The sequence below is a fragment of the Candidatus Eisenbacteria bacterium genome (assembly GCA_035577985.1).
Lineage (GTDB): Bacteria > Desulfobacterota > Binatia > DP-6 > DP-6 > DATJZY01.
In genome coordinates this window covers 58,748-84,866 of sequence record DATJZY010000042.1, presented here as the reverse complement: position 1 = coordinate 84,866, position 26,119 = coordinate 58,748, and the positions used below count along the sequence as shown (strand labels likewise).

The following is a 26,119-nucleotide window of genomic DNA, read 5'->3' as shown; positions in this document are numbered from 1 at the left end:
CTTGTCCCGTCGAGACGCAAGGGGGTAGCAGGTCATGACTCGACGAAGCTGGAAGGGTGCCGCGGCAGCCGTGGTCGTGGGGCTCGCCTTGGCGGCGCCCGCTCGCGCCGTCACCGGGTGCTCCCCGAACGATCCGTCGAGCTGCTCGGACAACAACCTCTGCACGACCGACGTCTGCGACACGACCAAGACGCCCGCCGTGTGCACGCACGTGCTCGACAAGTGCGACGACGACGACCCCTGCACCGACGACGTGTGCGATCCGGCGAACGGGGCCTGCTCGTTCCCGGCCGTGAGCTGTGGCGACAACAACCCGTGCACGACCGACGCCTGCGATCCGGCGAAGACGGGGCCCGACAAGTGCACGCACGTCCTCGACAAGTGCACGGACGACAACCCGTGCACCCTGGACGTCTGCGATCCGGCGACGGGCGCGTGCTCGTTCCCGGCGGTCAACTGCAGCGACAACGACCTCTGTACCCTCGACAAGTGCGACCCGACCACCGGACAGTGCGTCTTCACGCCCAAGGTCACGTGCGACGACGGCAACAAGTGCACGGCCGACGCCTGCGATCCGAAGACCGGCACGTGCACGTTCACGCCGATCGACATCGTGTGCAACGACGGCGATCCCTGTACCGAGGAGAAGTGCGACCCGACCACTGGGATGTGCAAGTCGATGGGGGCGCTCGACTGCAACGACGACGACAAGTGCACCAATGATGCGTGCGTGCCCGGCGTGGGGTGCACGCACACGAACGTCGTCTGCGTCGACAACGACCTCTGCACCGACGACGTCTGCGTGCCCGCGACCGGCTGCACGTTCCCCGACAGCAGCGCGCGCTGCGACGACGGCGACACGTGCACGATCGATTCGTGCGATCCACAGCAGGGTTGCCTCCACGTTCCCAGCACCGAGCCGGGCTGCAAGCCACTGCACCATTTCCAGTGCTACGAGGCGAAGCCGTTCGCCTTCGCCGGCATCTCCGGGGTGAGCGTGCAGGACCGATACGGAAGCCAGACGGTGCAGCTCGGGACGCCGCATCCGTTCTGCCTGCCGTCCGACAAGCGCGGCGAGGATCCGACCGCGCCGGCCGACCCGCAGCATCTGCTCGGATACCCGGCCGCGGGCGAGCCGCTGCGGGTGGCGAACCAGACGGTGACGAACCAGTTCGGGACGGTGAAGGTCGACATCACGCGCCGCACGTTCCTCATGGTGCCGACGGCGAAGAGCCTCACCGGGCCGACCGCCGAGCTGACCGATCCCGATCTCGACCACTTCCAGTGCTACCTCGTGAAGAAGTCGCTCGGGTCGACGAAGTTCGTCCCGCAGAAGGGCATCGCGGCGGTCGATCAGTTCGGCGCCCACACCGTCGATCTCGTGCGGCCGCGCAGTCTGTGCGTGCCGGCGAACAAGAACGGCGAGAACCCGCTGGCGGCGTCGCACACGCGCGTGCTCCTCTGCTACAAGGCGCGCCACGCCGTCGGCATCTCGACGACCGAGGCGTTCACGAACAATCAGTTCGGACCGCTCGAGCTGACGCTGACGCGGCGCCTCGAATTCTGTGTGCCGTCGCTGATCAAGTAACGGCGGGCGGGCTCGTCCGCGCGAGGGGGATGGGTGCGCGGCTGCCGGCGCGGCCCGGGGGTGCCCGCGTTCGCTCCCCGATAATCGTTCGGCGCGCACCCCCCGGGCCGCCCCGGCAGCCGCACGCGACGCCGTGCGCGCGGGCTCGCAGCGGCCGGACTTGCTAAGCGATCTTGTGGGTGCCGGGCCCTAGGTCGAACGTTCTGCGATGCCAGGTGACGGTGGCGCGCATGCCGGCGGGGATCGTGACGTGAGAGTCGTCGGCGGCCCAGCGTAGCTCGAGGAGGCCCTTCGCCGTCGGGACGGTGCCCTCGGCCCACGCGAGTGAGCCGAGCCGGGGGCGGAGGTCGACGTGGCTCGCGCCGGGGTGGGTCACGTGGACGCCGAGGACGTGCGTGGCGAGGGTGGCGGCGACGGCGCCGGACCAGCCGTGGCACAGGGAGACGCCGAAGCGACGGCCGTACAGATCGAGCTCGGTCGCGCGATCCTCGTCCGGATCGAAGCTCTCCCAGAACGTCGTCGCGCCGCGATCGAGCATGCCGCCCCAGTAGCGACGTACGAGCGCGAGCGCCGCGTCGGGATGGCCGGCCTCGAACAACGCGGCGACGTTGTAGGTCTGCCCGTAGCCGGTGGTCGTCGGCTCGGCGCGGCCGGCGGCGTTGGCCAGGATCTCGGCCATCGCGGTGCGCTGGTGCGCGTCGCCCACGCCCTGGAGCAGCGCCCAGGCCGTGGTGAAGCGGCTGACGTGCCGGGTGCGTTCGCCGCCGCGCACCCAGTCGACGATGGCGGGAATATCGTCGTGCCAGGCGCGCTCGAGCGTGCGCTCGAGCATGAGCGCGGCATGGCCGCGGAACACGTCGGCCTCGGCGTCGCGCCCGAGCCAGCGGGCCAGATCCGCGCCGGCGCGCAGCGCCGCCGCCGTCATGAGCGAGAGGACGGTCACGTAGCCGCGTTTCTCGACCGGGGCGCCGAACGGCTCGCGCCGGTTCCAGTCGAGGAACACCCACCAGTCGGTCTCCTCCTCGGGCCCCACGAGCCCGTCCGGCCCCACGCGCTCGAGCAGGAACTGGAGGGCGCGCCGCACGGTCGGCATCACGAGAGCCGCCGTCTCGAGGTCGCCCGAATGGAGCGCGTAGGCGCGCGCGGAGAGGATCCACTGCGGGACGTAATCGGCCAGCACGAGGTCGTTCGGATGCGGGCCGACGCCCGGCAGGGCGCCGCTTCGGAGCTGCGCCGAGGCCGCGAGGAGGAGCGACCGCCGCAGCGGGCGCAGGTCCCCGATCGTCAGGCCGAAGACGTCGGCCGTCGCGGCGAGATCGCCGAGCCAGAGGAGGCGATCGCGCTTCGGCCCGTCCTCGATGTAGTCGTGCGTGCAGCGCAGGACCGTACGGCGGGCCGTCCGGTAGATCTCGTCGAGTAGCACGTCCGCGCAGCGGAACGCGCCGCGCGGCTCGATCGCGACCTCGAAGGCGTCGAGGCCGAGCTCGAACGTCGCCGGCAGGCCGGAGTCGTTGCGGACGGCGACGTGCCGGAGCGCGGCGCGACGCGCGTCGCGCCAGGTGCCCTGGTCGAAGAGCGCGGCCACCCTGAGGGGGTTCTCGGTGCGATCGTCGAAGTCGCGCGCCTCGGGCTCGGATTCTCCGGGTCCGAGCGTCAGGCGCAGCGGCGCGTCGCTCCGAACCGTCAGATGTCCCACCAGCTCCTCGCCGAAGTCGACGATCGTGACGGCGTCGGGCGCGAGCGTGATCGGCGCCGGCGCCTGACGATGTGTGTGGCGGAAGGAGGGGAGCTCCTCGTCGGCCGCCTGTTCCAGACGTCCACCCCGCCGGGGCAGGCGGAGCAGCGGCGAGGCCGCGAGCGGGTGCAGGAAGACGCCGCTCCGCTTGTCCCAGGGCCCTTCGGCGGTGCGGCGCACGAACACCTCCCACGTCGACGACGCGACCGCGGGGCGCGTCGGCATGACGCGCATGAGGCTCTGGCGCTCGCCGGTCGCGAGGCGGAAGAGGGGCTCGCCGGGGACCTCGATGTCGGCCTGGAAGAGGACCGCGACGCACACCGGCAGGGCGAGGCCCACCATCGTGGGCAGGTCGTAGTACGTGGCCTCGATGCTGATTTCGTTCGAGCCTTCGACGAGCGCGCCCGCGAGATCGACCGGCACGGCCTCCCCCCGCAGGAGCAGGCGCTGCGACGGATCGCTGATGAGGCCGTTCACCGTGAGGATGCAGAACGGCGGCTGCGTCGCTGCGGAATTGAAGCCGAGCGGATGGCTCGCCCAGAGGCCGGCCGCCGCCACCCAGCCGCGAGCGGCGTGGGGCGCGGCTTCGAGCGTGAAGCGTGTCCGCGCGAGAACGGCGTAGGATCCCGGGTCGGCGACCGCCCAGCTCGCGTCCCAGTGGTCGGCGAAGCGGGCGTCGGGCTGCGTCGGATCGGCTGTCATCGCGTTTCAGGCGAGGTGGAAGACGTTGCGGCCGCCCTCGACGCGCACCGTGCCGCGCCGGCCGACGCCCTCGCTCGCTTCGAGCGCCGCGAAGGCGTCGCGATCGGGGGCGAGCGTCGCCAGGAACCGCTTCGCATCCGGCAGGCGACCGATGATCGCGCCGCGCTCGGGTGCGCCGTCGCGACCGTGAACCACGGTGTACGTCTCGATCGTGCCGGGCCCGTCGGCTTCCGCGACGACCTCGGGCGAGGGTTGGGCGTCGACCCAGGCCTGGATCGCGCCGGTGTCGACTCGCCTCCAGCCCTGCGGCGACGGCGATCCGCCGAGGACGGCGAGCGCGTGCTTGGTGCAGCTCCAGCCGAGGCCGTGCAGGAAGCCGGTCGCGCCGCGGTCGCGCCGCAGGAGGCGCATCATGGCCGCGAGCGCATGGGTGCCGTAGTTGTTGCCCGGGCCGCCGAACCAGGGCAGGCCGCCCGTGACGGTGAGCGGGCGCGTCGTGCCGGGATCGAGGCCGATCGTCGCCGCGGACAGCCGCGGGGCGATCGGGAAGCAGCTATAGAGGTCCAGGTGCGTGACGTCGCCGGCGTGGCGCCCGATCGTCTCGAAGAGCGCGGCCGCCGCACGCTGCGTACCGGCGAGCGCGTGAAGCGTCGTGCGCTCGGACAGGTACCACTGCTCGGTCACGTCGGCGGCGGCCCACGGATGGACCCAGCGGTCGGGCGTGATCCCGAGCCGCCGCGCGGCGGCGTCGCTCGCGACCAGCAGGGCCGCGCCCTGATTCACCTCCATGATCGCGTTCAGGTACTTCGGATACGGGAACGCCACCATCCGGTTGGACGGCGTGGCCGTCGTGAGGGTGGCCGCGTCCTTCGCCTCCGGAAACCACGCGTACGGGTTGTCGGCGGCGACGCGCGTGCAGCGCTCCGCGAAGGCGCCGATCTCGCGCCGCGCGTCGTCGAGCGAGAGGCCGCGCGAGGCGCGGAATGCGTTCTCCACCAGCGCGAAGGTGACGTACGCCTCGCGCATGCCGTGACGCGACTCGAGATCGCTCGTGCCCGAGCGCATGTCGCCCCAGCGTGGGACGTCGGTCGCGCGGTGCGGCGTCCATGCCGGCTCGATGCCGCGCTTGCCGAGCGCGCGCAGGGTCCCGACGGCTTCGGCGCCCGCGACCAGGGCCAGCTCGCAGCGTCCCGCCGCGACCTCGTCGCACAGAAAGCTCGTCAGCGACTGCGGGGTGTTCCCGCCCCAGGTCGTGACCAATCGGCGGCCCGGCCCGCAGCCCAGGCGAGCGGCCAGGAGCGTCGCGGTGTCGCCGTAGTCGTGGAAGACGTTGGTGACGACGGCGACGGTGTCGACGTGGGCGAGGAGGGCGGCTCCGCCACCGGCGTCGTCGCAGGCGCGGCGCGCAGCGGTCTCCATCAGCGCCAGCGGCTCCAGGCCGAGCATCGGGTCCTCGGGCTTGTCCACGACTTCGCCCGCGCCGACCAGCACGGGCTGCGGCGCCGTCATGCGCTCCCTCGCCTTGACACGCCACGCATGGGCATCGAAAGTCCCTCGCATGCACTCGCCCGCGACGTCAAACGGGACGCACCACTCGCGGCTCCGTACGCCTGTCTGCGACCTGTTCGGGATCGAGTATCCGATCCTGCTCGCCGGGATGGGTGGCGTGTCGATGGCGCCGCTCGTCGCCGCCGTCTCGAACGCGGGCGGCCTCGGCATCATGGGCGCGGCGAACCTCGCGCCGGACGGCCTGCGCGACGAGATCCGCAAGACGAAGGCGCTGACGCAGAAGCCGTTCGCCGTCGATCTCCTGGCGCCGATCCCCGAGATGATCGTGCCCTATCTGCCCGTCCTGTACGACGAGGGCGTGAAGATCTTCGTGGCGGGGCTCGCGGTCCCCGAGAAGCACGTGGGCGAGATGAAGCGCCACGGCATGACCATCATGGTGATGACCGGCAAGGTCGCGCACGCGCGACGCGCCGAGCAGGCGGGCGCCGACGTGGTCGCGGCGCAGGGCACGGAAGCCGGCGGACACACCGGCGAGATCGGCACATTGGCCCTCGTGCCGCAGGTGGTCGACGCCGTGAAGATCCCCGTGGTCGCCGCCGGCGGCATCGTCGACGGCCGCGGCGTCGTTGCGGCCATGGCGCTCGGCGCACAGGGCGCCGTCATCGGCACGCGCTTCATCGCCACGCCCGAGGCCACGGCCGCCCTCGAATATCGCGAGGCGCTCGTGCACGCCGAGCAGGACCAGACGATCCGCACCCGGTGCTACTCGGGCAAGCCGCTCCGCTCGCTGCGAAACCCCTACATCATGGAGCACGAAGCCGATCCGGCGAAGATCAAGCGCTTCCCCGAGCAGCTCATGATCTCCTCGCAGCGCAACGTGATGGCCTACTGGAACCCCGAAGCGGACCCGCAGCGCACCTGCATGCCCGCCGGCCAGGGCGTCGGCTCCTTCAAGGAGATCACGCCCGCCGCCGACGTGTTCCGCGAGATCGTGACGAGCGCCGAGGCGGTGCTCGACCGCGGCGTCTTCGCGGCCCGCTAGCGGGCCGCCGGCCGGTGCCGTGTGGGTGCGGGAGGTCTGGGCCCGGGGCGGAGGCGCCTGCGAAGCGGCGCGACGAAATGTTGGGCCGTGACGTAGCGTATGTTCTGTCGCGCGACGGAGCCGAAGCCGAAGCCCCGGGCCCAGACCTCCCGCACCCACGCTCCGCGGCGTCGTTCTAGCCGTCGGCCCGCGCCGCGTCCGGCGGCGCGGTCGCGTAGAGCTCGCGGTAGATGTCGGTGAAGGCGAGGAGCGTCGCGAGGATCACCGGCGCCAGGAAGACGCCGAGGAAGCCGTAGACGGTGATGCCGCCGAGGAGGGCGAAGAGGAGGAGGAAGGTCGGCAGGCGGGCGCGGCCGCCGATGAAGAGGGGCTTGATGACGTTGTCGACGGTGCTGACGGGGACGACGCCCCAGATGGCGATCGCGATCGCCTGGCCCCGGAAGCCCATGAGCGCGAGGTAGGTCGCAACCGAGCCCCACACGAAGGCGGGTCCGGCGAGCGGCAGGAACGCGGCGACGCCGGTCAGAAAGGCGAGGAAGAGGGCGTACGGGATGTCGGTCAGGAGCCAGTAGCCGATGCCGGCGAGCGTGCCCTGAGCGACGGCCGTGATGAGCATGCTCTGCACGACCGCCGTGAGCGTGTCGAAGAGCCGCCGGAAGACGATGTCCTTGTGCTCGGGCGCCATGGGGACGAGGTCGCTGATCCGCGTCGCCATGCGCTCGCCGTCGCGGAAGAAGAAGAACAGGGCGACGAACATGAGGAGGAGGTTCAGGAGCGTCACGAGGGCGTTGCGGGCGAGCGCCGTCGTCTGGCCGAGGATCTGCTGCGAGATCCAGTTGCTGGCGGTGAGGATCAGCGCGGCCGGATCGAGCTGGACCTTGTCGTGGAACGGCGCCGTGACGCGCTGGAAGAAGAGGCCGAGGCGCGACTCCCGTGCCTGGTCGATCAGGCGAGAGAGCTGGCCGCTCGTCGCCATCTCCTGCACCTGCTGATAGGCGCTCGCGGTCTGACGGACGATCGCGGCGCCGAGGTAGATCGACGGCAGCACGACGACCGCGATGACCAGCAGGACGAGCACCAGGGACGCGGCCGTCCGGTTCCCGCGCAGGAGTCGCGTCAGCCGCGTCGTCAGGGGATAGAAGGTGAGGGCCAGGATGGTCGCCCACACGAGCGGCGTGAAGAACGGTGCCAGGAACAGACCGAGCTGATAGAGCAGGAACACGAAGACGGCGAAGAAGAACGCCGCGAACAGTTGCTCCCGCGACACGCGCGGAGACTACTGGCGACCGCGAAGCGCCACAAGCTCGCGGCTTTTCAAGAGATTGTCTTGACAGTGGAGAAGGCGGTTGGTACGAGAGGCGGCTTTTCGAAACCTTGCGCAGGCACGTAGCTCAGTGGAAGAGCGCTTCCTTGACACGGAAGAGGCCGGCGGTTCAATCCCGCCCGTGCCTACTCTCATGGTCCGCCCGACCTCGCCCCCTCATGCAATCGCCTGATGTCTGACATCACCGTCACCTTCGCCGAGGGCGCACCGCTGCGCCTGCCGGCGGGCGTCACGGCGGGCGACGCGCTCCGAGCGCACGGCGAGCAGAACGGGACCAGCCGCAAGGAGCTGAAGCGAGCCATCGCGGCCAAGGTCGAGGCGGACGGCGCGACGCGCATCGTCGACCTCGGTCGCGCGCTCACGCAGGACTGCCGGGTGACGCCGGTCGTCCCCGACAGCCCCGATGGGCTGGAGGTCCTGCGCCACTCGTCGGCGCACCTGATGGCGCACGCCATCACGCGGCTCTACCCCGGCACCGAGATCACGATCGGGCCCGTGGTCGAGAACGGCTTCTACTACGACGTGAAGCGGCCCGAGGGGTTCACGCCAGAGGATCTCGCGCTCATCGAGGACGAGATGCGGAAGATCGCGCGCGAGAACCACCCGGTCGTGCGCGAGGAGGTGACGCGCGACGACGCGATCCGCCTCTTCCGCGACATGGGGCAGAAGTACAAGGTCGAGATCATCGAGGGCCTTCCCGCCGGCGAGCCGATCTCGCTCTATCGCCAGGGCGACTTCGTGGACCTCTGTCGCGGGCCCCACGTGCCGTCGACGGGCCGGCTGGACGCCTTCAAGCTGACCAGCATCGCCGGCGCCTACTGGCGCGGCGACGCGAACAACGAGCAGCTCCAGCGCCTCTACGGCACGGCGTGGGCGACCAAGCAGGACCTCGACGCGTATCTGAGGCGCGTCGAGGAGGCGAAGCAACGCGATCACCGCCGCCTCGGCCAGGTGCTCGATCTCTTCTCGTTCAACCCGCTCGCCCCGGGCTCCCCGTTCTTCCATCCGAAGGGCGCCATCGTCTACAACATGCTGGTCGAGTACGTCCGCCGGCTCTATGCCCGCTACGGCTACACCGAGGTGATCACGCCGCTCATCTTCAAGACCGAGCTCTGGAAGAAATCGGGCCACTACGGCGCCTTCCGGGAGGACATGTTCCTCATGAAGGTCGACGAGGACGAGTACGGAGTGAAGCCGATGAACTGCCCGGGGCACTGCGAGCTCTTCGCGGCCCACAAGCACTCCTACCGCGATCTCCCGATCCGCTACGCCGACTTCAGCCGCCTGCATCGCTTCGAGCCGTCGGGCACGCTGCAGGGGCTCACGCGCGTGCGCTCGCTCGCGCAGGACGACGCGCACATCTACTGCACGCCGGACCAGGTCGACGGCGAGATCGACGCGTTCGTCGCCATGGTGAAGGAGGTCTACGCCGCCTTCGGCTTCGATCGCGTCGAGGTGTCCGTCCAGACGCGCCCGAAGAACTTCCTCGGGCGGGTCGAGCTGTGGGACACGGCCGAGGCCACGCTCCACCGGGCGGCCGAGAAGACCGGCTATCCGACGACGGTCCTGCCGGGCGAGGGCGCCTTCTACGGTCCCAAGATCGGCTTCGACTTCCGCGACGTGCTGGAGCGGTCGTGGACGCTCGCCACGGTGCAGATCGATTGCGCCATGCCGGAGCGCTTCGGCCTGCGCTACGTCACGTCCGACGGCACCGAGGCGACGCCCATGATGGTGCACCGCGCGGTCCTGGGCTCGCTCGAACGGTTCATCGCGATCCTGCTCGAGCACACGAACGGCAAGCTGCCGCTCTGGCTCGCGCCCGAGCAGGTCCGCGTGATCCCGGTCAGCGAGAAGGTCGAAGCGTACGCGCGACGCGTGGAGGCGGCCTGCCGCGCCGCGGGGCTGCGCGCCGAGTCCGATCTGCGCGGCGAGAAACTCGGCTACAAGATCCGCGAGGCGCAGGTGGCGAAGGTCCCCGTCATGGCCGTCATCGGCGAGCGCGAGGCGGCGGACGGCACGGTCGCACCGCGGGTCGGAGGGAACAACGAGCCCGCCGTCGGGCTCGACGCGTTCGTCACGCGCGTCGCGACCGACGCGCGCATGCCAGGAGGTGGGTCATAGCGAAAGTCGAAGAGAAGGTTCGGATCAACCATCAGATCCGGTCACGCGAGATCCGGGTGATCGACGCGGACGGTGCGCAGCTGGGCGTCATGACGCCGCAGGACGCGCAGCGCATCGCCGATCAGAAGGAGCTCGACCTCGTGGAGGTCGCGCCCACCGCGAACCCGCCGGTGTGCCGGATCATGGACTACGGGAAGTTCCGGTACGCGCAGAAGAAGAAGGCCCAGGAGTCGCGCAAGAAAGGGGCCGCGAGCCAGCTGAAGGAAGTGAAGATGGGCTCGCAGACCAGCCAGCACGACGTCGACTTCAAGGTGAACCACATCCGGGATTTCCTCGGCGAGGGACATCGGGTAAAGGTGACGGTCTTCTTCCGGGGCCGGCAGATCACGCACCCGGAGCTCGGGCACGTGATGCTCAACCGGGTCGCGGGGATGCTCACCGACATCGCCGTCATCGAGCAGTCCGCGCGGATGGAAGGTCGCAGCATGTCGATGATGCTCGTCGCGAAGTAGAAAGGACCAGACCCATGCCCAAGCTCAAGACCCGCCGAGGGGCCGCCAAGCGGTTCACCTTCACGGCCAAGGGAAAAGTGAAGCGACACAAGGGATTCAAGCGGCACATCCTCAGCTCGAAGACCCGCAAGCAGAAGCGGCACCTCCGCCGCGCGGGGCTCGTGAACCCAGCCGACGAGAAGTCGATCAAGCGCCTGCTGCCGTACGGCTGCTGAGCGCCCAAGGAGCGAATCATGCCACGCGCGAAAGGCGGCCCGAAGACGCGCCGCCGCCACAAGAAGACCATGAAGATGGCGAAGGGCTACGTCGGTGGCCGGCGCAAGACCTATCGCCAGGCTCGCGAGACCGTCGAGCGCGGCCTCACCTACGCCTACCGCGACCGCAAGCAGAAGAAGCGCGACTTCCGGGGCCTCTGGATCGTGCGGATCAACGCCGCGGCCCGCAAGCACGGCCTCTCGTACAGCCGGCTGATCGCCGGCTTGAAGAAGGCGGCGGTCGAGGTCGATCGCAAGATGCTCGCGGCGCTCGCGCTCGACGATCCGCAGGCGTTCGGCGAGCTCGCGGCGCTCGCAAAGAGCCAGGCGACGGCGTAGCCCGTGCGCGCCGCGCTCGCGGAGATACGCGAGACGGCCCTGGCGGAAATCGCCGCCGCCGAGAGCGACGACGCGCTCGAGGCGATCCGGCTCAAGTACCTCGGCCGCAAGGGCTCACTCAGCGCGCTGTTGCGGGGCTTGGGACAGCTCCCGGCCGAGGAGCGCCCGGCGATGGGCGCGCTCGCCAACGACATCGATGGGATCGTCCGGGAGGCGCTCAATCGGCGGCAGTGGCAGTTCCGGGAGGCGGAGCTCGCGCGCCGGCTCGCCGAGGAGCGCATCGACGTCACCATGCCGGGTCGCGCACGGCCGCGCGGGCACGTCCATCCGCTGCGCGCCGTGGAGGACGAGATCGTCGACATCTTCGTCGCCATGGGGTTCGAGGTCGTCGAGGGTCCGGAGATCGAGGACGACTTCCACAACTTCGGGGCCCTCAACATCCCGCCCGATCACCCCGCGCGCGACATGCAGGACACGATCTACGTCGCGGGCGCGGACGACCTGCTGCTGCGCACGCACACCTCGCCCGTGCAGATCCGGGCCATGCGGGCGATGCGCCCGCCGCTGCGCGTGATCGTGCCGGGCACCGTCTACCGGCGCGACGACCCGGACGCGACCCATTCGCCCATGTTCCAGCAGGTCGAGGGGCTCATGATCGACGACCGCGTGACGTTCGCCGACTTGAAGGGCGTGCTCGTGCAGTTCGTCCGCCGCCTGTTCGGCTCGGCGACGCCCGTGCGCTTCCGGCCGAGCTTCTTTCCGTTCACCGAGCCGTCGGGCGAGCTCGATATCGGGTGCGTGCGGTGCGCGCGCGCGACCCGCGGCGCCGATCCCTCGTGCCGGGTGTGCAAGGGATCCGGCTGGCTCGAGATCCTCGGGTGCGGGATGGTCCACCCGAACGTCCTCCGAGCGGTCGACTACGATCCCGAGCGCGTGCGCGGCTTCGCCTTCGGCATGGGGATCGACCGGCCGTTGCTGCTGCGCCTCGGGCTCGACGACCTGCGCCTGTTCTACGACAACGACCTGCGCTTTCTCGGACAGTTCTGATGCGGATCCCGCTCGACTGGCTGCGCGAGTTCGTGGCCGTGGACCTCTCGCCCGCGGCGCTCGCCGATCGCCTCACCATGGCGGGTCTGGTCGCCGAGGGGCTCGAGCCCGTCGGTCGCATCGATCCGCGGGTCGTCGTCGGCCGGATCGCGGCCGTCGAGGCGCATCCGGACGCCGACCGGCTGCGGGTGTGTCGCGTCGACGTGGGAGCCGACACGCCGCTCACGGTCGTGTCGGGTGCGCCGGACGTCCGCCCGGGACGCCGGGTTCCCGTCGCGCGCGTCGGGGCGGTGCTCGCGACCGGCACCGAGATCCGGGCGGCGACCCTGCGCGGGGTCGCGTCGGAAGGGATGCTCTGCTCCGAGGTCGAGCTCGGGCTCGGGGACGACGATTCGGGCCTGCTCGACCTCCCCGCCGACGCGCCGCTCGGGACTCCCGTGACGGAGCTGCCCGGCGTGGCCGACACCGTGCTCGTCCTCGACGTGACGCCGAACCGCGCCGACTGCCTGTCCGTCCTCGGCGTCGCGCGCGAGGTGGCCGCGCTCACCGGCGCGCGCCTGCGGATGCCCCGAGGGCGTCTGCGCGAGAGCGGCCCGCCGGCCGCGAGCGCCGTGTCGGTCGAGATCGTCGCCCGCGACCTCTGCGCCGAGTACTGCGCGCGCGTCGTCCGGGGCGTGCGCATCGTGCCGTCGCCGCTCGGGGTGCGCCTGCGCCTGCGGCGCGCCGGCATGCGTCCGATCAACGCCATCGTCGACGCGACGAACTTCGTGATGCTGGAGCATGGTCAGCCGCTGCACGCCTTCGACCTCTCGCGCGTCGAGGGGGGGCACATCATCGTGCGGCGGGCGTCGGCCGGCGAGGCCTTCACGACCCTCGACGGTGTCGCGCGCGTCCTCGAGCCATCCGACCTGGTGATCGCGGACGGCCGCCGGCCGGTCGCGCTCGCGGGCGTGATGGGCGGTGCAGACTCGGAGGTGACGAGCGGGACCACGTCGCTCCTCCTGGAGAGCGCGTTCTTCGCGCCGGCGAGCGTGCGGCGTACGGCCCGCCGGCTGGGTCTCCTCTCGCAGGCCGCGTATCGCTTCGAGCGCCGCGTCGATCCGGCAATGGTCGAGCCGGCCGCCGACGTCGCCGCGGCGCTCATCGCGCGGCTGGCGGGCGGCAACGTGGCGCCGGGGATCGTACGCGACACGGGGAGCGTCGCCGGCATCGATCCGCCGGCCATCCGGCTGCGGCCGTCGCGCGCGGCCTCGCTCCTCGGTGTCGCGACCCCGAAGGCGGAAGTCACGCGGCGGCTGCGCGCGCTCGGCGCGGCCTGCTCGGGCGAGGGACCGGTGCTGGTCGTCGCGCCGCCGAGCCATCGCGGCGATCTTCGCATCGAGGAGGACGTGATCGAGGAGATCGCGCGCCTCGGCGGATACGAAACCATCCCGACGACGCTGCCGGCCGTCCCCATGACCTGCGGGTCGGACAGCGCCTCGCGGAGCTTCTCCCGCCGCCTCCGCACCGCGCTCGTCGCCGAGGGTCTCACCGAGATGGTGACGCTCGCCTTCACCGATCACGCGACGAACGAGCGCGTGCCGGGCCACGTCCTCGCCGGTCTGGAACCGATCGCGCTCCGCAACCCGCTGTCGGGCGATCTCGGCGAGCTGCGCCGCTCGCCGCTGGCTGGGCTGCTGCGCGCCCTGCACCTGAACGTCGCGAACGGTGCTTCGTTCGTGGCGGCGTTCGAGATCGGCAAGGGATTCGGCGCCGGACCCGGGGGACGGCAGGAGCGGCGCGCCGTGTCGATCGTGCTGCACGGCCTCTGGCCGCCGATGGGCGCGGAGCGCAGCGGCCCCCAGGTCGAGTTCCTGGATCTGAAGGGCATCGTCGGCAACGTGCTCGTCGGACTCGGCGCCGATCCCGACGCCCTGCGCTGGCGGCCGCACCGGGTGTCCGGATTCCTCCACCCCGGCAAGACCGCCGCGATCGCCGACGGCGAGCGGGTCCTGGGCGTCGTCGGCGCGCTCGATCCCAGGGTCGTGCAGGCCCTCGATCTTGCAGGGGAAGTGCTCATCTGTGAGCTTGACTTCGAGGAAGTCGCTCACTATCGTCCGCGCCGCGTCGGGCTCCGGCCGGTTCCGCGCTTCCCGGCCGTCAGCCGCGACATCGCCGTGATCGTTGAGGAGGCCTTTGCGAGCGAGTCGATCCTGGAGGAGATCCGCGCGTTGAGAGACCCGCTCATCGAGTCAGCCCGCTGCTTCGACTGCTATCGGGGAACGCCGATCCCCGAGGGCAAGAAGAGCCTCGCGTACTCGATCGCGTATCGCCACCCCGATCGGACTCTCACCGACGAGGAGGTCAATGCCACGCACGGACGGGTACGCGCGCACCTCGCCGCCCGCTTCGCGCTCGAACTCCGGAGCTGACATGACGACGACCAAAGCGGACATCGTCGAGCGGATCCACGAGAAGATCGGGTTCTCGAAGAAGGAAGCGACGGACGTCGTCGAGTCGGTCTTCGAGATCGTGAAGCGATGCCTCGAGCAGGGCCGCAAGGTGAAGATCTCCGGCTTCGGCAACTTCATCGTCCACGAAAAGCGCCCCCGCAAAGGCCGCAATCCCCAGACCGGCGAAGAGATCATCATCAGCGGCCGCAAGGTCCTCTCCTTCAAGGCCAGCCAGGTCCTGAAGAAGACGATGAACGGCGAAGCCGTCACCGCCGCCGACACCGCCGCAGACGAATGACTCCGACCCAAGACTTCGTCTTGGGTCGGGGGCGAGGGTGTAGCGTCGGTGGTACGTGCGATCGGCATGGCGCGGCCGGCAAAGCCGGCGCGCCATACTAGGTACGCGCGGCTTCCCGGATGCCGCGGAAATCGACCGTCGCGGTGTCGCAGGATCGGAGCACGTCGCGCGCAAACACGCGGCTCAGGCGTACTAGCGTTGTCGCGCCGGCTTAGCCGGCCGCGACATGCCGCCCGCGCGTAGCAGAGCGCGGCGGCCTACGCGTCCGATCCCAGCCCGGTAGCTCGGGCTGGAGTTACCGAACGCCGCTCGTGCGCTTGGTGCGCAGGTGGAGGCGGTAGACCTTCTTCTCGGCCGGCGTCGGGCCGCCGTTGGCGGTTTCCATCGACGCGATCCGCTGCGCCTTCCACGTGACGAGCTTCTCGCGCAGCGCTTCGGGATCGATGCCGAGCGTCTCGCACACGTTGTTGAACGAGAAGGGCCACTCGTAGTCGACCGCGCGGATCCACTCCTCGGCCTGCTTCGACAGCAGCCGCGGGTTGGAGCGCGGGTTCGTGAGATGCTCCTGGAAGCAGCGGATGCCGTCCTCGAGGACGGCGAGCATGAGGGCCTTCTCACCGGAGACGTAGCTGTCGCGACGATAGCCCTGTGTCAGCTGCTCGGGCAGCACCACTTCGGGCGCGAAGAGCTCGGCGAGGATCTCGGGGTCGCGCGGGCGCGGTCCCGGGTCGCGTGCGTCCTGGGTCTGCTCGAGTGCCGCTGCGGCTTCGGTTGCGACGTTCTTCGACATGTGTGTGCCCTCCGGCGTGACATGGCGAGTGCAAGGCGCGGGCCAGCGGCGCCGGTGCTTGCAACTCGTGAAGCTGCGCAGCCGTTTGCGCGCACGAGGGCTCGCCGCGTGGCGAGAAACTGCCGCGCTCGCCGCCAATTTGACACCGCGGCGCGCATTTCGGCCGACGCGTGCGCGGACGTGTCAACGCGCTGACTGTCGCTTGACTGCCCACGGGCCGACCCCTAAGAGGTTGCCGATCACGGCGGGGCGTGGCGCAGCCCGGTAGCGCACTCGCTTGGGGTGCGAGTGGTCGGCCGTTCAAATCGGCTCGCCCCGACTGACGCCACGAAGGTGGCGGCGTGTCGCTTGCAGCGCCGCCACCTTGGTGGCACCTTCACCGCGCTCCATGTCCGCCCCGCTCATCCTCGTCTCGAACGACGACGGGATTCACTCGCTGGGGATCGCGGCGCTGGCGGACGCCATGGCAGCCCTCGGCGAGGTGGTGGTCGTCGCGCCCGACCGCGAGCAGAGCGCGTGCAGCCACGCGCTGACGCTGCATCGCCCGCTGCGGATCGAGTCGGTCGGACCCGGACGCTACACCGTCGACGGCACGCCGACCGACTGCGTGAACCTGGCCCTCAACGGCATCCTCAAGACGCGCCCGGCGCTCCTCGTCTCGGGGATCAACCGGGGCGCGAACCTGGGCGACGACGTGACGTACTCGGGCACGGTGAGCGCGGCGATGGAGGGCACGCTGCTCGGCGTGCCGTCGATCGCGCTCTCGCTCATCGGGCGGGGGACGTTCGACTTCGCGATCGCCAAGGCGTTCGCGGGCCGGGTCGCCGCCTGGGTGCTGGCGCACGGGCTGCCCGCCGACACGCTCCTCAACGTCAACGTCCCGCAGGAGTTCGAGGGCCCGACGCCACGCGGGGTCGCGCTCACGCGCATGGGGCGCCGGCGCTACGGCGACGCGATCGTCGAGAAGGTCGATCCCCGGGGGCGGAAGTACTACTGGATCGCCGGCGAGGAGGTTCCGTTCGTCGCCGAGGAGGGGACCGACTTCCACGCCGTGCACCAGGGCCTGATCTCCATCACGCCGATCCAGCTCGATCTGACGAACTATCGCGCCTTCGACTCCCTCGCCCCCGTGCAGGGCACGTGGCCGTAGGGTAAGAAGGGTGCGGTGGTGCGGCAGGTGGCGGTCATCGTGGTGCTGGGAGCGCTCGCGCTCGCGAGCGCCTGCCGGCCGACGACCTCCGCGTTCCGACACCAGGTGAAGCCGGGCGAGAACCTCTACCGGATCGGGAAGGCCTACGGGGTGGACTACCGGGAGCTGGCACGCGCCAACGGCATCACCGATCCGAGCCGCATCGAGGTAGGCGACAAGCTCGTGATCCCGAATGCGACGCGCGAGCTGCCGGTCGCGCTCATCACGCCGGCGCGCTCGCGCGACGACCAACCGGCGGAGAGCGAGCTGCCGCCGGACCGCTCGCCCTTCGTCTGGCCGGTCGAGGGCGCGGTCACGTCGACGTTCGGGATGCGCGGCGACGCGCATCACGACGGCATCGACATCGCTGCACCGACCGGCACGCCGGTGCGCGCGGCGCGCGGCGGTCGCGTGCTCTACAGCGACGAGCTGCGGGGCTACGGGAACATCGTCATCATCGAGCACGGCGACGGCTATGCGACGGTGTACGCGCACAACCAGGACAACACGATCCTCGTGGGCACGATCGTGCGCCAGGGGGACGTCATCGGCGAGGTCGGCGAGACGGGGGAGACGTCGCAGCCGAATCTGCACTTCGAAGTCCGCAAGGACAACGTCGCTCGCAATCCGCTCTACTACCTACCACCGCGAAGGACGGCGTCTCGGGGGGCGCCCGCACCATGACGGACTTCAAACGTCTCATCCGTGACATTCCCGACTTCCCCAAGCCGGGGATCGTGTTCAAGGACATCACGCCGCTGCTCGCCGACGGCCCGGCCTTCCATTCGATGGTCGACGCGCTGGTGGCGCCGTACCGGGGCCGCGTCGACACGGTGCTCGGGATCGAGTCGCGCGGCTTCATCATCGGGGCCGCCGCGGCGCTCTCGCTCGGCACCGGGATCGCCATCGTGCGCAAGCCCGGCAAGCTTCCGTACCGAACGCACCAGGCGAGCTACGAGCTCGAGTACGGGACCGACACCCTCGAGATCCACCATGACGCCGTCGCCGGCGGCCACCGGGTGCTCCTCATCGACGACCTGCTGGCGACCGGCGGGACGGCGACGGCGGCGATCCAGCTCGTCCAGCAGTGCGGGGGGAAGGTCGCCGCGTGCGCGTTCGTGATCGAGCTCGGCTTCCTCCGCGGCCGCGCGCGCCTGGCGCCACACGAGGTACACGCGCTCGTCCGCTACGACTGAGGCGGACGTGGAGGCGCGCGACCACACGCAGGAAGCGGGAGCCCTGCGCTCGGGGCTCATCGTGAGCGCGGGCCTGTGCCTGGTCGAGCTCGTGGGCGGCCTCGCGACCAACAGCCTCGCGCTGGTGACCGATGCCGTGCACATGTTCACCGACGTCGCGGCGCTCGCCCTCACCTGGTTCGCGCTCTGGATGTGCTCGCGGCCCGCGTCGCCCCAGAAGACCTTCGGCTATTACCGTGCCGAGATCCTGGCCGCCTTCGTGAACGGCGTGGCGCTGTCCGTGCTCGTCATCTTCGTGCTGTTCGAGGCGTGGCACCGCCTGCAGGCGCCGCCCAGCGTCGCCGGCGGAGGGATGCTCGCGATCGCCGTCGCGGGTCTCGCGGTGAACGCGATCGTCGCCGCCCGCCTGCACGCGCACAAGTCCGCGAGTCTCAACCTGCGCGGCGCGTACCTGCACGTCGTCTCCGATCTCCTCGGCTCGGTCGGCGCGATCCTCGCGGGCGTGATCATCGTCACGACGGGATGGACGCTCGCCGATCCGCTGGCGAGCGTCGCCATCGCGGTCCTGATCCTGCGCAGCTCGTGGAAGCTCGTCGGCGAGGCCGTCGACGTGCTGATGGAGGGCGTGCCGGCCCACGTCGACCTCGCGGCGTTGCAGCAGGGACTCGAAGGCGTGACCGGCGTGGAGGAGGTGCACGACCTCCACGTCTGGACGCTGACGACGGGGCGCTACGCGCTGTCCGCCCATGTCGTCGCCGATGGGCGCTCGACCCCCGACACGATGCTGAACGACCTCACCTGCGTGTGCCGGGATCGCTTCGCCATCGACCACGTGACGATCCAGGTCGAGGCCGAGAGCCGGCGGGCGGCCGAACCCGCCCATTGAGTCCAGTTTCGGTCGCCGCGGCTCGCCGCGGCGCATGGCGTCTGCAACCAAGGTACTAGACGGCTCGCGCGGCGGCGCGAGTGTTCACGCCCCCCGCGGCACGCCAAAAGTGCTTTACGACCGACGGGTTTCTGTGTTGTTGTCCCGTCCTGCAGGGGGGCGTTCCCATGACTCGACGACGCAGCAGGACGGCCATGCGGGCGGTGGTTGCGGCCCTCGCCGTGCTCGCCATCGCGCCGGCCGCGCGCGCTCATGTCGATCCGCCGGGCTGCACGCCGGCCCCCGTGGCGATCGACATGCGCGTGTTCCGCGGCGACGGCGTGACGAACGTCATCGGCGGCGTCTCGGAGTGCGAGAGCGTCTTCTATCAGGTGTCCGTTCACAAATCGTCGGCTGGCAGCTGCGCCTTCGAAGGCGGCGCGTTCACGATGACGCTGCCGAACGGGACTTCGGTCGTCGTGAGCCCGAGCGTGCCGTGCGTCGGCGGGACGCTGTCCCCGTGCGACCCCTCGACGGTGAACGTCACGAGCGGGCTCATCCCGTACACGGTCAGTCTGGCCGACGTCGTCGGCGGCCTCATCACGGCGACGGCCACCTACAGCGGCGGCGTCCTCCACGATGGCGAGGTCGACACGCCGCTCGGCTCGTTCCCGATGCAGAAGAAGACGTCCGTGTTGCTCTGCGCCGACGGGAAGAAGTGCACGCAGGACCTCTGTGACCCGGCGAAGGCGGGTTCGGCCGCCTGCTCCAATCCGGACGTCGTCTGCGACGACGGCGACAAGTGCACGACGGAGGTCTGCGATCCGCAGACGGGCGCGTGCACCCAGACCGGCGCCACGACGTGCGACGACAACAACGCCTGCACGACCGAGGCGTGCAACCCGTCCACGGGCAAATGCGAGACCCTCGACACGAAGACTTGCGACGACCAGAACGCCTGCACCGACGACTCGTGCGACTCGGCGACCGGCGCGTGCGTGTTCACGGACGTCGTGACGCCCACCTGCGGCGACGACGACCTCTGCACCCGCGACGTCTGCGATCCCGCGACGGGGCAGTGCGAGTATCCGCCGATCGATCTCGTCTGCGACGACAACAACGCCTGCACGACGGAAGCCTGCAATCCGCTGACGGGCACCTGCAAGACGACCAGCGAGCTCGACTGCAACGACAACGACGCCTGCACCGACGACGGGTGTGCGGCGGCCTCGGGATGCACGCACACGCCCATCGTCTGCAACGACGACGACGCCTGCACCGACGACACGTGCAGCCCGACCGACGGGTGCAAGTTCGTCGACAACAGCGCCCGCTGCGACGACGAGGACGCGTGCACCATCGACGCGTGCGATGCCCTCCTGGGGTGCACCCACACGCCGAGCACGACGCTGGGGTGCCTCCCCCTCAACCACTTCCAGTGCTACGAGACGAAGCCCTTCGCGTTCACGAAGATCCCCGGCGTGACGATCCAGGATCGCTACGGCACGACGACGCTGCCGATCCGCACGCCGCATCCGTTCTGCCTGCCGTCGGACAAGAACGGCGAGGATCCGACCGCGGCGACCGATCCGGACCATCTCTTCGGCTATGCCGACGCGAACGGTCCGGTGGGGATCGGGGCGCAGACGGTGACGAACCAGTTCGGCACGGTGACGCTCGACCTCGTCCGCCGGACCTATCTCATGGTCCCGACGGCGAAGAGCCTGTCGGGTCCGACGCCGCCGCTGGCGGCGCCGGTGACGGACCACTTCCAGTGCTACTCCGTGAAGCGAACCCGCGGCACGGCGAAGTTCGTCCCGCAGCGGGGCGTCAGCGCCGTCGACCAGTTCGGGGCGCACACGCTGGACGTCCTGCGCCCGCGCTACCTCTGCGTGCCGGCCAACAAGAACGGCGAGGACCCGACGGCGCCGTCCCACCCGGACAGCCTGGTCTGCTACAAGGCGCGCCACCGCGATCCGTTCGGCACGATGCACCCGTTCACGAACAATCAGTTCGGGCCGCTCGAGATCACGCTCACCCGCCGCCTGGAGTTCTGCGTCCCCTCGAAGGTCGTCACCGACTGACCGCGCTCAGGCGGAAGCCGACGCGCGGGAAGTGGACGACGATCTCGCCCAGGGCGGGGTCGATGCGCCGTACGGCCACCTCGTGCGCCGAGGCGGCGTGCAGGGTCCCGGCGACCGGGTCGAATCCGTAGTCGTCCGGCGTGACGCTCACGGCGTCGCCGGCCGCGAGACCGTTCGGCTCCCCGGGCGCAACGGTTCCCGGGGCGGGCGTCGCGGCGCGGGCGATCGCGAGCGCATCGGCGGGGGCGACGACGGTCTTGTCGCCGTCGCCCATCGCCTCCAGGCGGCCCATCCAGGCAGCAACGTGGGCGAAGGGCGCCAGCAGGTCACGCGCGCCGGGGGCCACGCGCAGGAACCACAGCGGGTGGTAGCAGGCGGCGTCGGGCAGGCCGAACGCATCGCCGAGGACGAATGGCCGCCCGTCGGCGAGCTGCGCGTCGAGCGTCGCCACGAGGCCGCGGAGCTGGTCGCGCGCGTAGGGCGCCTGCTTCGAGATCTCGGCGAAGTCGCGTCCGGCCATCATGCGCGACCGATCGTCCACGAACGCCTTCGGGACGAACTCCCCGATCTCGGCGAACACGACCGACACGACCGGCAGGAAGAGGAGCCGGTCCGCCCACAGGTTCCAGGCGTGGCAGGTCGCTTCGCTGCGCCCGGGGTAGATCGTCGGCTCGGGCCGGCGCGCTTCCAGCACGCGCGCGATCAGCTGCGAGTCGCAGTACACGTCGGCGCCGATCTGCAGCACCGGGATGCGGCGATAGCCGCCCGTCAGCGGCACGAGGTCCGGCTTCGGCATGATGCTCGGCTGCTCGACCGCGAACCACGCCAGGCGCTTGTGCGCGAGCACCTTGCGGATCTTCTCCGAGAACGGCGACGTGTCGTACTGATGCAGGATGAGGGCGGTGTGATCGGGTGTCATCGGATCCTCCTTGTTGACAGTACGAGACTCGCCGCGTATGTGGACGCAGCTCGAACGATCGACGGACCTTTTAACTTGACCCAGCGAGGTCAGGAAGGGTTACGATGGACTCGGTAGATCTCCGCTCACACGCGCACGCCTCCCGGCTCGGCCGCGGAGGCTTTTTTTTCGACCGGGCGGCATGACGGCGAACGGCACCCGGCTCGTCATGGACGCCCAGGCGATCCAGCGCGCCCTCGTCCGCATCGCCCACGAGATCGTGGAGCGGGGGCGGGGGACGGCCGGCTTCGCCCTGGTGGGCATCCGCTCGCGCGGCGTGTACATCGCCCAGCGCCTGCGCCGCCTGCTCGCCGACATCGAGGGCGGCGAGCCCGTCCCGTTCGGGGTCGTCGACATCACGCTCTACCGCGACGACCTCGACCGGCGCATGCAGAACCCCGTCGTCCAGGGCACCAGCATCGACTTCGACGTCGACGGGCGGCGGATTCTGCTCGTCGACGACGTGCTGTTCACGGGGCGCACGATCCGCGCCGCCATGGACGCGATCATCGACTTCGGGCGGCCGCAGGCGATCCAGCTCGCCGTCCTGGTCGACCGTGGCCACCGCGAGCTGCCGATTCGCGCCGACTACGTGGGCAAGAACATCCCGACCTCCCGCCAGGAGGAGGTCGCGGTCCGGCTGGCCGAGGCGGACGGCGTCGACGAGGTCCTCGTCGAGGCGCCGTGATGGAGGGACGCATGGCATTCGCGGAGCGTCACCTGCTCGGGCTCGAGGGCATGGGGGCCGAGGCCATCACGTCGATCCTCGACTCGGCGGCCTCGTTCAAGGAGATCTCGGACCGCGACATCAAGAAGGTGCCGGCGCTGCGCGGAAAGACGGTCATCAACCTCTTCTACGAGAACAGCACGCGCACGCGGACGTCGTTCGAAATCGCGGCCAAACGGCTGTCCGCCGACACCGTCAACATCTCGGGATCCAGCTCGAGCGCGAGCAAGGGTGAGACGCTGGTCGACACGGCCCGCAACCTGGAGGCGATGCGGCCCGACGCGATCGTGCTGCGGCACTCGATGTCGGGCGCGGCGCATCTGCTCGCACGCCACGTCTCGTGTCCGATCATCAACGCCGGCGACGGTTGCCACGAGCACCCGTCGCAGGCGCTGCTCGATCTCCTGACGATCCGCGAGCGCCGCGGCGCGATCGCGGGGCTCACGGTGGCCGTCGTGGGCGACCTGCTGCACAGCCGCGTCGGTCGCTCGAACCTGCACGGCCTGCGCGCTCTCGGCGCGACCGTGCGCGTGGTCGGGCCGCCGACGCTCGTGCCGCGCGAGTTCGCGGCGCTCGGGGCCGAGGTCCACACCCGCCTCGCCGACGGCGTGCGCGACGCCGACGTCGTCATGATGCTGCGGGTCCAGCGCGAGCGGATGGGCGCGAACTTCTTCCCGAGCCTGGATGAGTACTCGCACTACTACTGCCTCACCGAAGAGGTCGTCCGGCTCGCGAAGCCGCAGGTCATCATCCTGCATCCCGGCCCCATGAACCGGGGGCTCGAGATCTCGAGCGCCGTCGCCGACGGCCCGTACTCGGTGATCATGAACCAGGTGACGAACGGGGTCGCCGTGCGGATGGCGCTCCTCTATCTCCTGATCGCGCGCAGCAAGGCCGAGGACGCGGCCGAGCTGGAGGCGGCGACCGACGCGCCGGTGGTCCGCGGGCGCAGCGGGGGGCGGGCGTGACGCGGCTGCGGATCGCGAACGGGACGGTCGTCGACCCGGTGGCGCAGACGGCGACCCGGCTCGACGTGCTGGTCGAGGACGGCCGGATCGCCGCCGTCGAGCCCGGCGATCAGCTCGAAGCCGAGGCCGAGCCGTACGACGCGCGCGGGTGCCTCGTCGTGCCCGGCCTCGTCGACATGCACGTGCACCTGCGCGAGCCGGGCTACGAGTACAAGGAGACCATCGCGACCGGCACGGCCGCGGCCGTCGCGGGCGGCGTCACCTCGGTCGCCTGCATGGCGAACACGAACCCCGTGAACGACAGCAGCGCGGTCACCCGCTTCATCCTGGAGCAGGCGGCGGCGGCCAGGTTGGCGCGCGTCTACCCGATCGGCGCCGTGTCGGTCGGGCTCGCGGGCAAGCAGCTCGCCGAGTTCGGCGAGATGCGGCGGGCGGGCATCGTCGCCGTCTCGGACGACGGCATGCCGATCATGGACGCCGGCCTCATGCGGCGGGCGCTCGAATACGCGAAGCTCTTCGATCTGCTCGTCATCGCGCACGAGGAGGACACGTGCCTGCGGTGCGACGGCGTGATGAACGAGGGCCTCACGTCGGTCCGGCTCGGGCTCCGCGGCTCACCGGCGGCGTCCGAGGAGTTGATGGTGGCGCGCGACGTCGCGCTCGCCGAGCTGACCGGCGGACGCCTGCACGTGGCGCACGTGAGCACGGCCCGATCGGTTGCCATGATCCGCGAGGCCCGGGCGCGCGGCCTCGCCGTCAGCGCGGAGGCGACGCCGCATCATCTCTTCCTCACCGAGGAGGCGGTCGCGGAGTACGACGGCAACGCGAAGATGGCGCCGCCGCTCCGTACGCGGGCCGACGTCGAGGCGCTGCGCGCCGGGCTCGCCGACGGCACCATCGAGGCGATCGCCACCGACCACGCGCCGCACCACCCGGACGAGAAGGACTGCGAGTTCGACCAGGCGGCGAACGGCATCGTCGGCCTCGAGACCGCCCTCGGCCTCGGCCTGCGCTTGGTGGCGGAAGGGGTGCTGGACCTTCCGACGCTGATCGCGCGCATGACCGTGGGGCCGGCCCGGCTCCTCGGCATTCCCGCCGGCACGCTGGCGGTCGGCGCGGCGGCGGACGTGGCGGTGATCGACCCCGAGCGCCGCTGGAGGGTCGCGGCGCGGAGCTTCAAGTCGAAGAGCCGCAACACGCCTTTCGACGGGTGGGACCTGCAGGGCAAGGCGATCGCGACGTTCGTCGGCGGCGCGCTCGTCTACGAGGACCGCACGACGGCGCCCCCGCTGCGGGTGGCGTCGTGAGCGAAGCGATCCTCGCGCTCGCGGACGGAACGGTCTTCCGGGGACGGGCTTTCGGCGCACGCGCGCAGGCGGTCGGCGAGATCGTCTTCAACACCAGCATGACCGGCTACCAGGAGATCCTGACCGATCCGTCCTACGAGGGACAGCTCGTCGCGATGACGTACCCGCAGATCGGCAACGTCGGCGTGAACAAGCACGACGTGGAATCGCGCCGGCCGTTCGTGCGGGGCTTCGTCGTGCGCGAGTACCGCGAGGTGCCGTCGTCGTGGCGGGCCGAGGAGACGCTCGGGAGCTACCTCGCTCGGCACGGCATCCCCGGGATCGAGGGCATCGACACCCGCGCGCTCGTTCGCCACCTGCGCGACCACGGGGCCCAGGAGGCCGTGCTGTCCACCGACGAGCTGGACGCCGAGCGTCTCGTGCGCCGGGCGAAGGACGCCCCGAGCATGGTGGGGCAGGACCTCGCCAACGTCGTCACCTGCACCGAGCCGTACGGCTGGACGCAGGGGCCGTGGACGCTCGAGGGCTACGTCTCGGCCGAGGACGTCGCGGCGCGCCGCGGCCGGCCACCGCTCAAGGTCGTCGCCTACGACTACGGGATCAAGTACAACATCCTGCGGAACCTCGTCGGCGCCGGCTGCGCCGTGCGCGTCGTGCCGGCCTCGACCCCGGCGCGCGAGGTGCTCGCGCTCTCGGCCGACGGCGTGTTCCTGTCGAACGGTCCCGGCGATCCCGACGCGGTCGTCGGCGCGCGCGAGAACGTCGCCGAGCTGCTCGGCAAGGTGCCCGTGTTCGGCATCTGCCTCGGGCACCAGATCCTCGGGCTCGCGCTCGGCGGCAAGACCTACAAGCTCAAGTTCGGCCACCACGGCGGCAACCAGCCCGTGCAGGACTTGACGACCGGCAAGGTCGAGATCACGGCCCAGAACCACGGCTTCGCGGTCGACGCGGACTCGCTCCGCGACCGCGCCGAGGTGAGCCACGTGAATCTCAACGATCGTACGGTGGAAGGCCTCGTCGTGAAGGGGCAGCCGACCTTCTCCGTGCAGTACCATCCCGAGGCGTCGCCCGGACCGCATGACGCGCGCTACCTCTTCCGGCGCTTCGTCGACTTGATGGAGCGGCGCTAGCG

General features: G+C 70.6%; 23 protein-coding genes and 2 tRNA genes. 20 read left to right on the top strand and 5 right to left on the bottom strand.

Annotated features, from left to right (window positions below; genetic code table 11):
- Window positions 1-34: 34 nt before the first annotated feature.
- The gene (locus tag VMS22_06510; protein HXJ33678.1) at window positions 35-1,588 is read left to right on the top strand and encodes a hypothetical protein; all 1,554 of its coding nucleotides are present in this window, start codon (window positions 35-37) and stop codon (window positions 1,586-1,588) included.
- A gap of 163 nt (window positions 1,589-1,751) precedes the next feature.
- On the opposite strand, the gene VMS22_06505 is transcribed toward VMS22_06510, so the two are convergent.
- Both VMS22_06505 and VMS22_06500 read right to left on the bottom strand, forming a co-directional pair.
- On the bottom strand, window positions 1,752-4,025 hold the full coding sequence (locus VMS22_06505) for a hypothetical protein (GenBank protein ID HXJ33677.1): 2,274 nt from the start codon (window positions 4,023-4,025) through the stop codon (window positions 1,752-1,754).
- A gap of 6 nt (window positions 4,026-4,031) precedes the next feature.
- Entirely contained in the window at window positions 4,032-5,534 is a 1,503-nt protein-coding gene (locus tag VMS22_06500) for an acetyl-CoA acetyltransferase (protein ID HXJ33676.1), read from the bottom strand.
- Between the two features lie 49 nt (window positions 5,535-5,583).
- Here VMS22_06500 and VMS22_06495 point away from each other — a divergent pair, with 49 nt between their 5' ends.
- Window positions 5,584-6,576: a nitronate monooxygenase gene (locus tag VMS22_06495; GenBank protein HXJ33675.1), complete on the top strand. Its 993-nt coding sequence runs from the start codon at window positions 5,584-5,586 to the stop codon at window positions 6,574-6,576.
- A 175-nt stretch (window positions 6,577-6,751) separates the two neighbouring features.
- Here the strand turns inward: VMS22_06495 and VMS22_06490 are convergent, their stop codons facing one another.
- Window positions 6,752-7,843, bottom strand: a complete 1,092-nt coding sequence (locus VMS22_06490; GenBank protein HXJ33674.1) for an AI-2E family transporter — start codon at window positions 7,841-7,843, stop codon at window positions 6,752-6,754.
- Between the two features lie 113 nt (window positions 7,844-7,956).
- On the opposite strand from VMS22_06490, the gene VMS22_06485 reads away from it, so the two are divergent.
- From VMS22_06485 to VMS22_06450, 8 genes are all read left to right on the top strand, one after another.
- Window positions 7,957-8,028, top strand: a tRNA-Val gene (locus VMS22_06485).
- A gap of 43 nt (window positions 8,029-8,071) precedes the next feature.
- On the top strand, window positions 8,072-10,021 hold the full coding sequence (gene thrS / locus VMS22_06480; GenBank protein ID HXJ33673.1) for a threonine--tRNA ligase: 1,950 nt from the start codon (window positions 8,072-8,074) through the stop codon (window positions 10,019-10,021).
- Entirely contained in the window at window positions 10,018-10,533 is a 516-nt protein-coding gene (gene infC / locus VMS22_06475; protein ID HXJ33672.1) for a translation initiation factor IF-3, read from the top strand. The genes thrS and infC overlap by 4 nt, the downstream gene beginning before the upstream one ends.
- Before the next feature lie 14 nt (window positions 10,534-10,547).
- The gene (gene rpmI, locus VMS22_06470) at window positions 10,548-10,748 is read left to right on the top strand and encodes a 50S ribosomal protein L35 (GenBank protein ID HXJ33671.1); all 201 of its coding nucleotides are present in this window, start codon (window positions 10,548-10,550) and stop codon (window positions 10,746-10,748) included.
- Window positions 10,749-10,766: 18 nt separating this feature from the next.
- Window positions 10,767-11,126: a 50S ribosomal protein L20 gene (rplT, locus tag VMS22_06465; protein HXJ33670.1), complete on the top strand. Its 360-nt coding sequence runs from the start codon at window positions 10,767-10,769 to the stop codon at window positions 11,124-11,126.
- A 3-nt stretch (window positions 11,127-11,129) separates the two neighbouring features.
- Window positions 11,130-12,173, top strand: coding sequence for a phenylalanine--tRNA ligase subunit alpha (gene pheS, locus VMS22_06460; protein ID HXJ33669.1), 1,044 nt, complete (start codon window positions 11,130-11,132; stop codon window positions 12,171-12,173).
- Entirely contained in the window at window positions 12,173-14,584 is a 2,412-nt protein-coding gene (gene pheT / locus VMS22_06455) for a phenylalanine--tRNA ligase subunit beta (protein HXJ33668.1), read from the top strand. Before pheS ends, pheT begins: the two co-directional genes overlap by 1 nt.
- A gap of 1 nt (window position 14,585) precedes the next feature.
- Window positions 14,586-14,903, top strand: a complete 318-nt coding sequence (locus VMS22_06450) for an integration host factor subunit alpha (GenBank protein HXJ33667.1) — start codon at window positions 14,586-14,588, stop codon at window positions 14,901-14,903.
- A 295-nt stretch (window positions 14,904-15,198) separates the two neighbouring features.
- On the opposite strand, the gene VMS22_06445 is transcribed toward VMS22_06450, so the two are convergent.
- A complete protein-coding gene (locus VMS22_06445; GenBank protein HXJ33666.1) occupies window positions 15,199-15,693 on the bottom strand; it encodes a hypothetical protein in 495 nt (164 codons plus the stop codon).
- 245 nt (window positions 15,694-15,938) lie between these two features.
- Here VMS22_06445 and VMS22_06440 point away from each other — a divergent pair.
- From VMS22_06440 to VMS22_06415, 6 genes are all read left to right on the top strand, one after another.
- Window positions 15,939-16,012, top strand: a tRNA-Pro gene (locus tag VMS22_06440).
- Between the two features lie 69 nt (window positions 16,013-16,081).
- Complete coding sequence (gene surE / locus VMS22_06435) at window positions 16,082-16,843, top strand: 5'/3'-nucleotidase SurE (GenBank protein ID HXJ33665.1); 762 nt, start codon at window positions 16,082-16,084, stop codon at window positions 16,841-16,843.
- A 15-nt stretch (window positions 16,844-16,858) separates the two neighbouring features.
- On the top strand, window positions 16,859-17,566 hold the full coding sequence (locus VMS22_06430) for a LysM peptidoglycan-binding domain-containing M23 family metallopeptidase (GenBank protein ID HXJ33664.1): 708 nt from the start codon (window positions 16,859-16,861) through the stop codon (window positions 17,564-17,566).
- Complete coding sequence (locus VMS22_06425) at window positions 17,563-18,078, top strand: adenine phosphoribosyltransferase (protein ID HXJ33663.1); 516 nt, start codon at window positions 17,563-17,565, stop codon at window positions 18,076-18,078. The genes VMS22_06430 and VMS22_06425 overlap by 4 nt, the downstream gene beginning before the upstream one ends.
- Before the next feature lie 7 nt (window positions 18,079-18,085).
- On the top strand, window positions 18,086-18,964 hold the full coding sequence (locus VMS22_06420) for a cation diffusion facilitator family transporter (GenBank protein HXJ33662.1): 879 nt from the start codon (window positions 18,086-18,088) through the stop codon (window positions 18,962-18,964).
- Between the two features lie 167 nt (window positions 18,965-19,131).
- Entirely contained in the window at window positions 19,132-21,027 is a 1,896-nt protein-coding gene (locus VMS22_06415; protein HXJ33661.1) for a hypothetical protein, read from the top strand.
- Here the strand turns inward: VMS22_06415 and VMS22_06410 are convergent.
- Window positions 21,017-21,946 carry a glutathione S-transferase family protein gene (locus VMS22_06410; GenBank protein HXJ33660.1) on the bottom strand — a complete coding sequence of 310 codons (930 nt, stop codon included), beginning with the start codon at window positions 21,944-21,946 and terminating at the stop codon, window positions 21,017-21,019. The genes VMS22_06415 and VMS22_06410 overlap by 11 nt on opposite strands.
- Window positions 21,947-22,127: 181 nt before the next feature.
- Here VMS22_06410 and pyrR point away from each other — a divergent pair, with 181 nt between their 5' ends.
- Genes pyrR through carA form a run of 4 tightly spaced genes read left to right on the top strand, consistent with a single transcriptional unit; the run spans window position 22,128 to window position 26,117 of the window.
- Window positions 22,128-22,673: a bifunctional pyr operon transcriptional regulator/uracil phosphoribosyltransferase PyrR gene (gene pyrR / locus VMS22_06405; protein HXJ33659.1), complete on the top strand. Its 546-nt coding sequence runs from the start codon at window positions 22,128-22,130 to the stop codon at window positions 22,671-22,673.
- Between the two features lie 11 nt (window positions 22,674-22,684).
- A complete protein-coding gene (locus tag VMS22_06400; protein HXJ33658.1) occupies window positions 22,685-23,680 on the top strand; it encodes an aspartate carbamoyltransferase catalytic subunit in 996 nt (331 codons plus the stop codon).
- 5 nt (window positions 23,681-23,685) lie between these two features.
- A complete protein-coding gene (locus VMS22_06395; protein ID HXJ33657.1) occupies window positions 23,686-24,987 on the top strand; it encodes a dihydroorotase in 1,302 nt (433 codons plus the stop codon).
- Window positions 24,984-26,117 carry a glutamine-hydrolyzing carbamoyl-phosphate synthase small subunit gene (carA, locus tag VMS22_06390; protein ID HXJ33656.1) on the top strand — a complete coding sequence of 378 codons (1,134 nt, stop codon included), beginning with the start codon at window positions 24,984-24,986 and terminating at the stop codon, window positions 26,115-26,117. The genes VMS22_06395 and carA overlap by 4 nt, the downstream gene beginning before the upstream one ends.
- Window positions 26,118-26,119: the final 2 nt, after the last annotated feature.

Bases quoted from the DNA above. Each gene is read 5' to 3' on its own strand.
- VMS22_06500 (HXJ33676.1), bottom strand. From the start codon at position 5,534: ATGACGGCGCCGCAGCCCGTGCTGGTCGGCGCGGGCGAAGTCGTGGAC.
- VMS22_06495 (HXJ33675.1), top strand. From the start codon at position 5,584: ATGCACTCGCCCGCGACGTCAAACGGGACGCACCACTCGCGGCTCCGT.
- thrS (HXJ33673.1), top strand. From the start codon at position 8,072: ATGTCTGACATCACCGTCACCTTCGCCGAGGGCGCACCGCTGCGCCTG.
- rplT (HXJ33670.1), top strand. From the start codon at position 10,767: ATGCCACGCGCGAAAGGCGGCCCGAAGACGCGCCGCCGCCACAAGAAG.
- VMS22_06450 (HXJ33667.1), top strand. From the start codon at position 14,586: ATGACGACGACCAAAGCGGACATCGTCGAGCGGATCCACGAGAAGATC.
- surE (HXJ33665.1), top strand. From the start codon at position 16,082: ATGTCCGCCCCGCTCATCCTCGTCTCGAACGACGACGGGATTCACTCG.
- VMS22_06510 (HXJ33678.1), top strand. From the start codon at position 35: ATGACTCGACGAAGCTGGAAGGGTGCCGCGGCAGCCGTGGTCGTGGGG.
- VMS22_06410 (HXJ33660.1), bottom strand. From the start codon at position 21,946: ATGACACCCGATCACACCGCCCTCATCCTGCATCAGTACGACACGTCG.
- VMS22_06400 (HXJ33658.1), top strand. From the start codon at position 22,685: ATGGCATTCGCGGAGCGTCACCTGCTCGGGCTCGAGGGCATGGGGGCC.
- VMS22_06425 (HXJ33663.1), top strand. From the start codon at position 17,563: ATGACGGACTTCAAACGTCTCATCCGTGACATTCCCGACTTCCCCAAG.
- VMS22_06415 (HXJ33661.1), top strand. From the start codon at position 19,132: ATGACTCGACGACGCAGCAGGACGGCCATGCGGGCGGTGGTTGCGGCC.
- VMS22_06445 (HXJ33666.1), bottom strand. From the start codon at position 15,693: ATGTCGAAGAACGTCGCAACCGAAGCCGCAGCGGCACTCGAGCAGACC.
- pyrR (HXJ33659.1), top strand. From the start codon at position 22,128: ATGACGGCGAACGGCACCCGGCTCGTCATGGACGCCCAGGCGATCCAG.
- VMS22_06505 (HXJ33677.1), bottom strand. From the start codon at position 4,025: ATGACAGCCGATCCGACGCAGCCCGACGCCCGCTTCGCCGACCACTGG.
- pheT (HXJ33668.1), top strand. From the start codon at position 12,173: ATGCGGATCCCGCTCGACTGGCTGCGCGAGTTCGTGGCCGTGGACCTC.
- rpmI (HXJ33671.1), top strand. From the start codon at position 10,548: ATGCCCAAGCTCAAGACCCGCCGAGGGGCCGCCAAGCGGTTCACCTTC.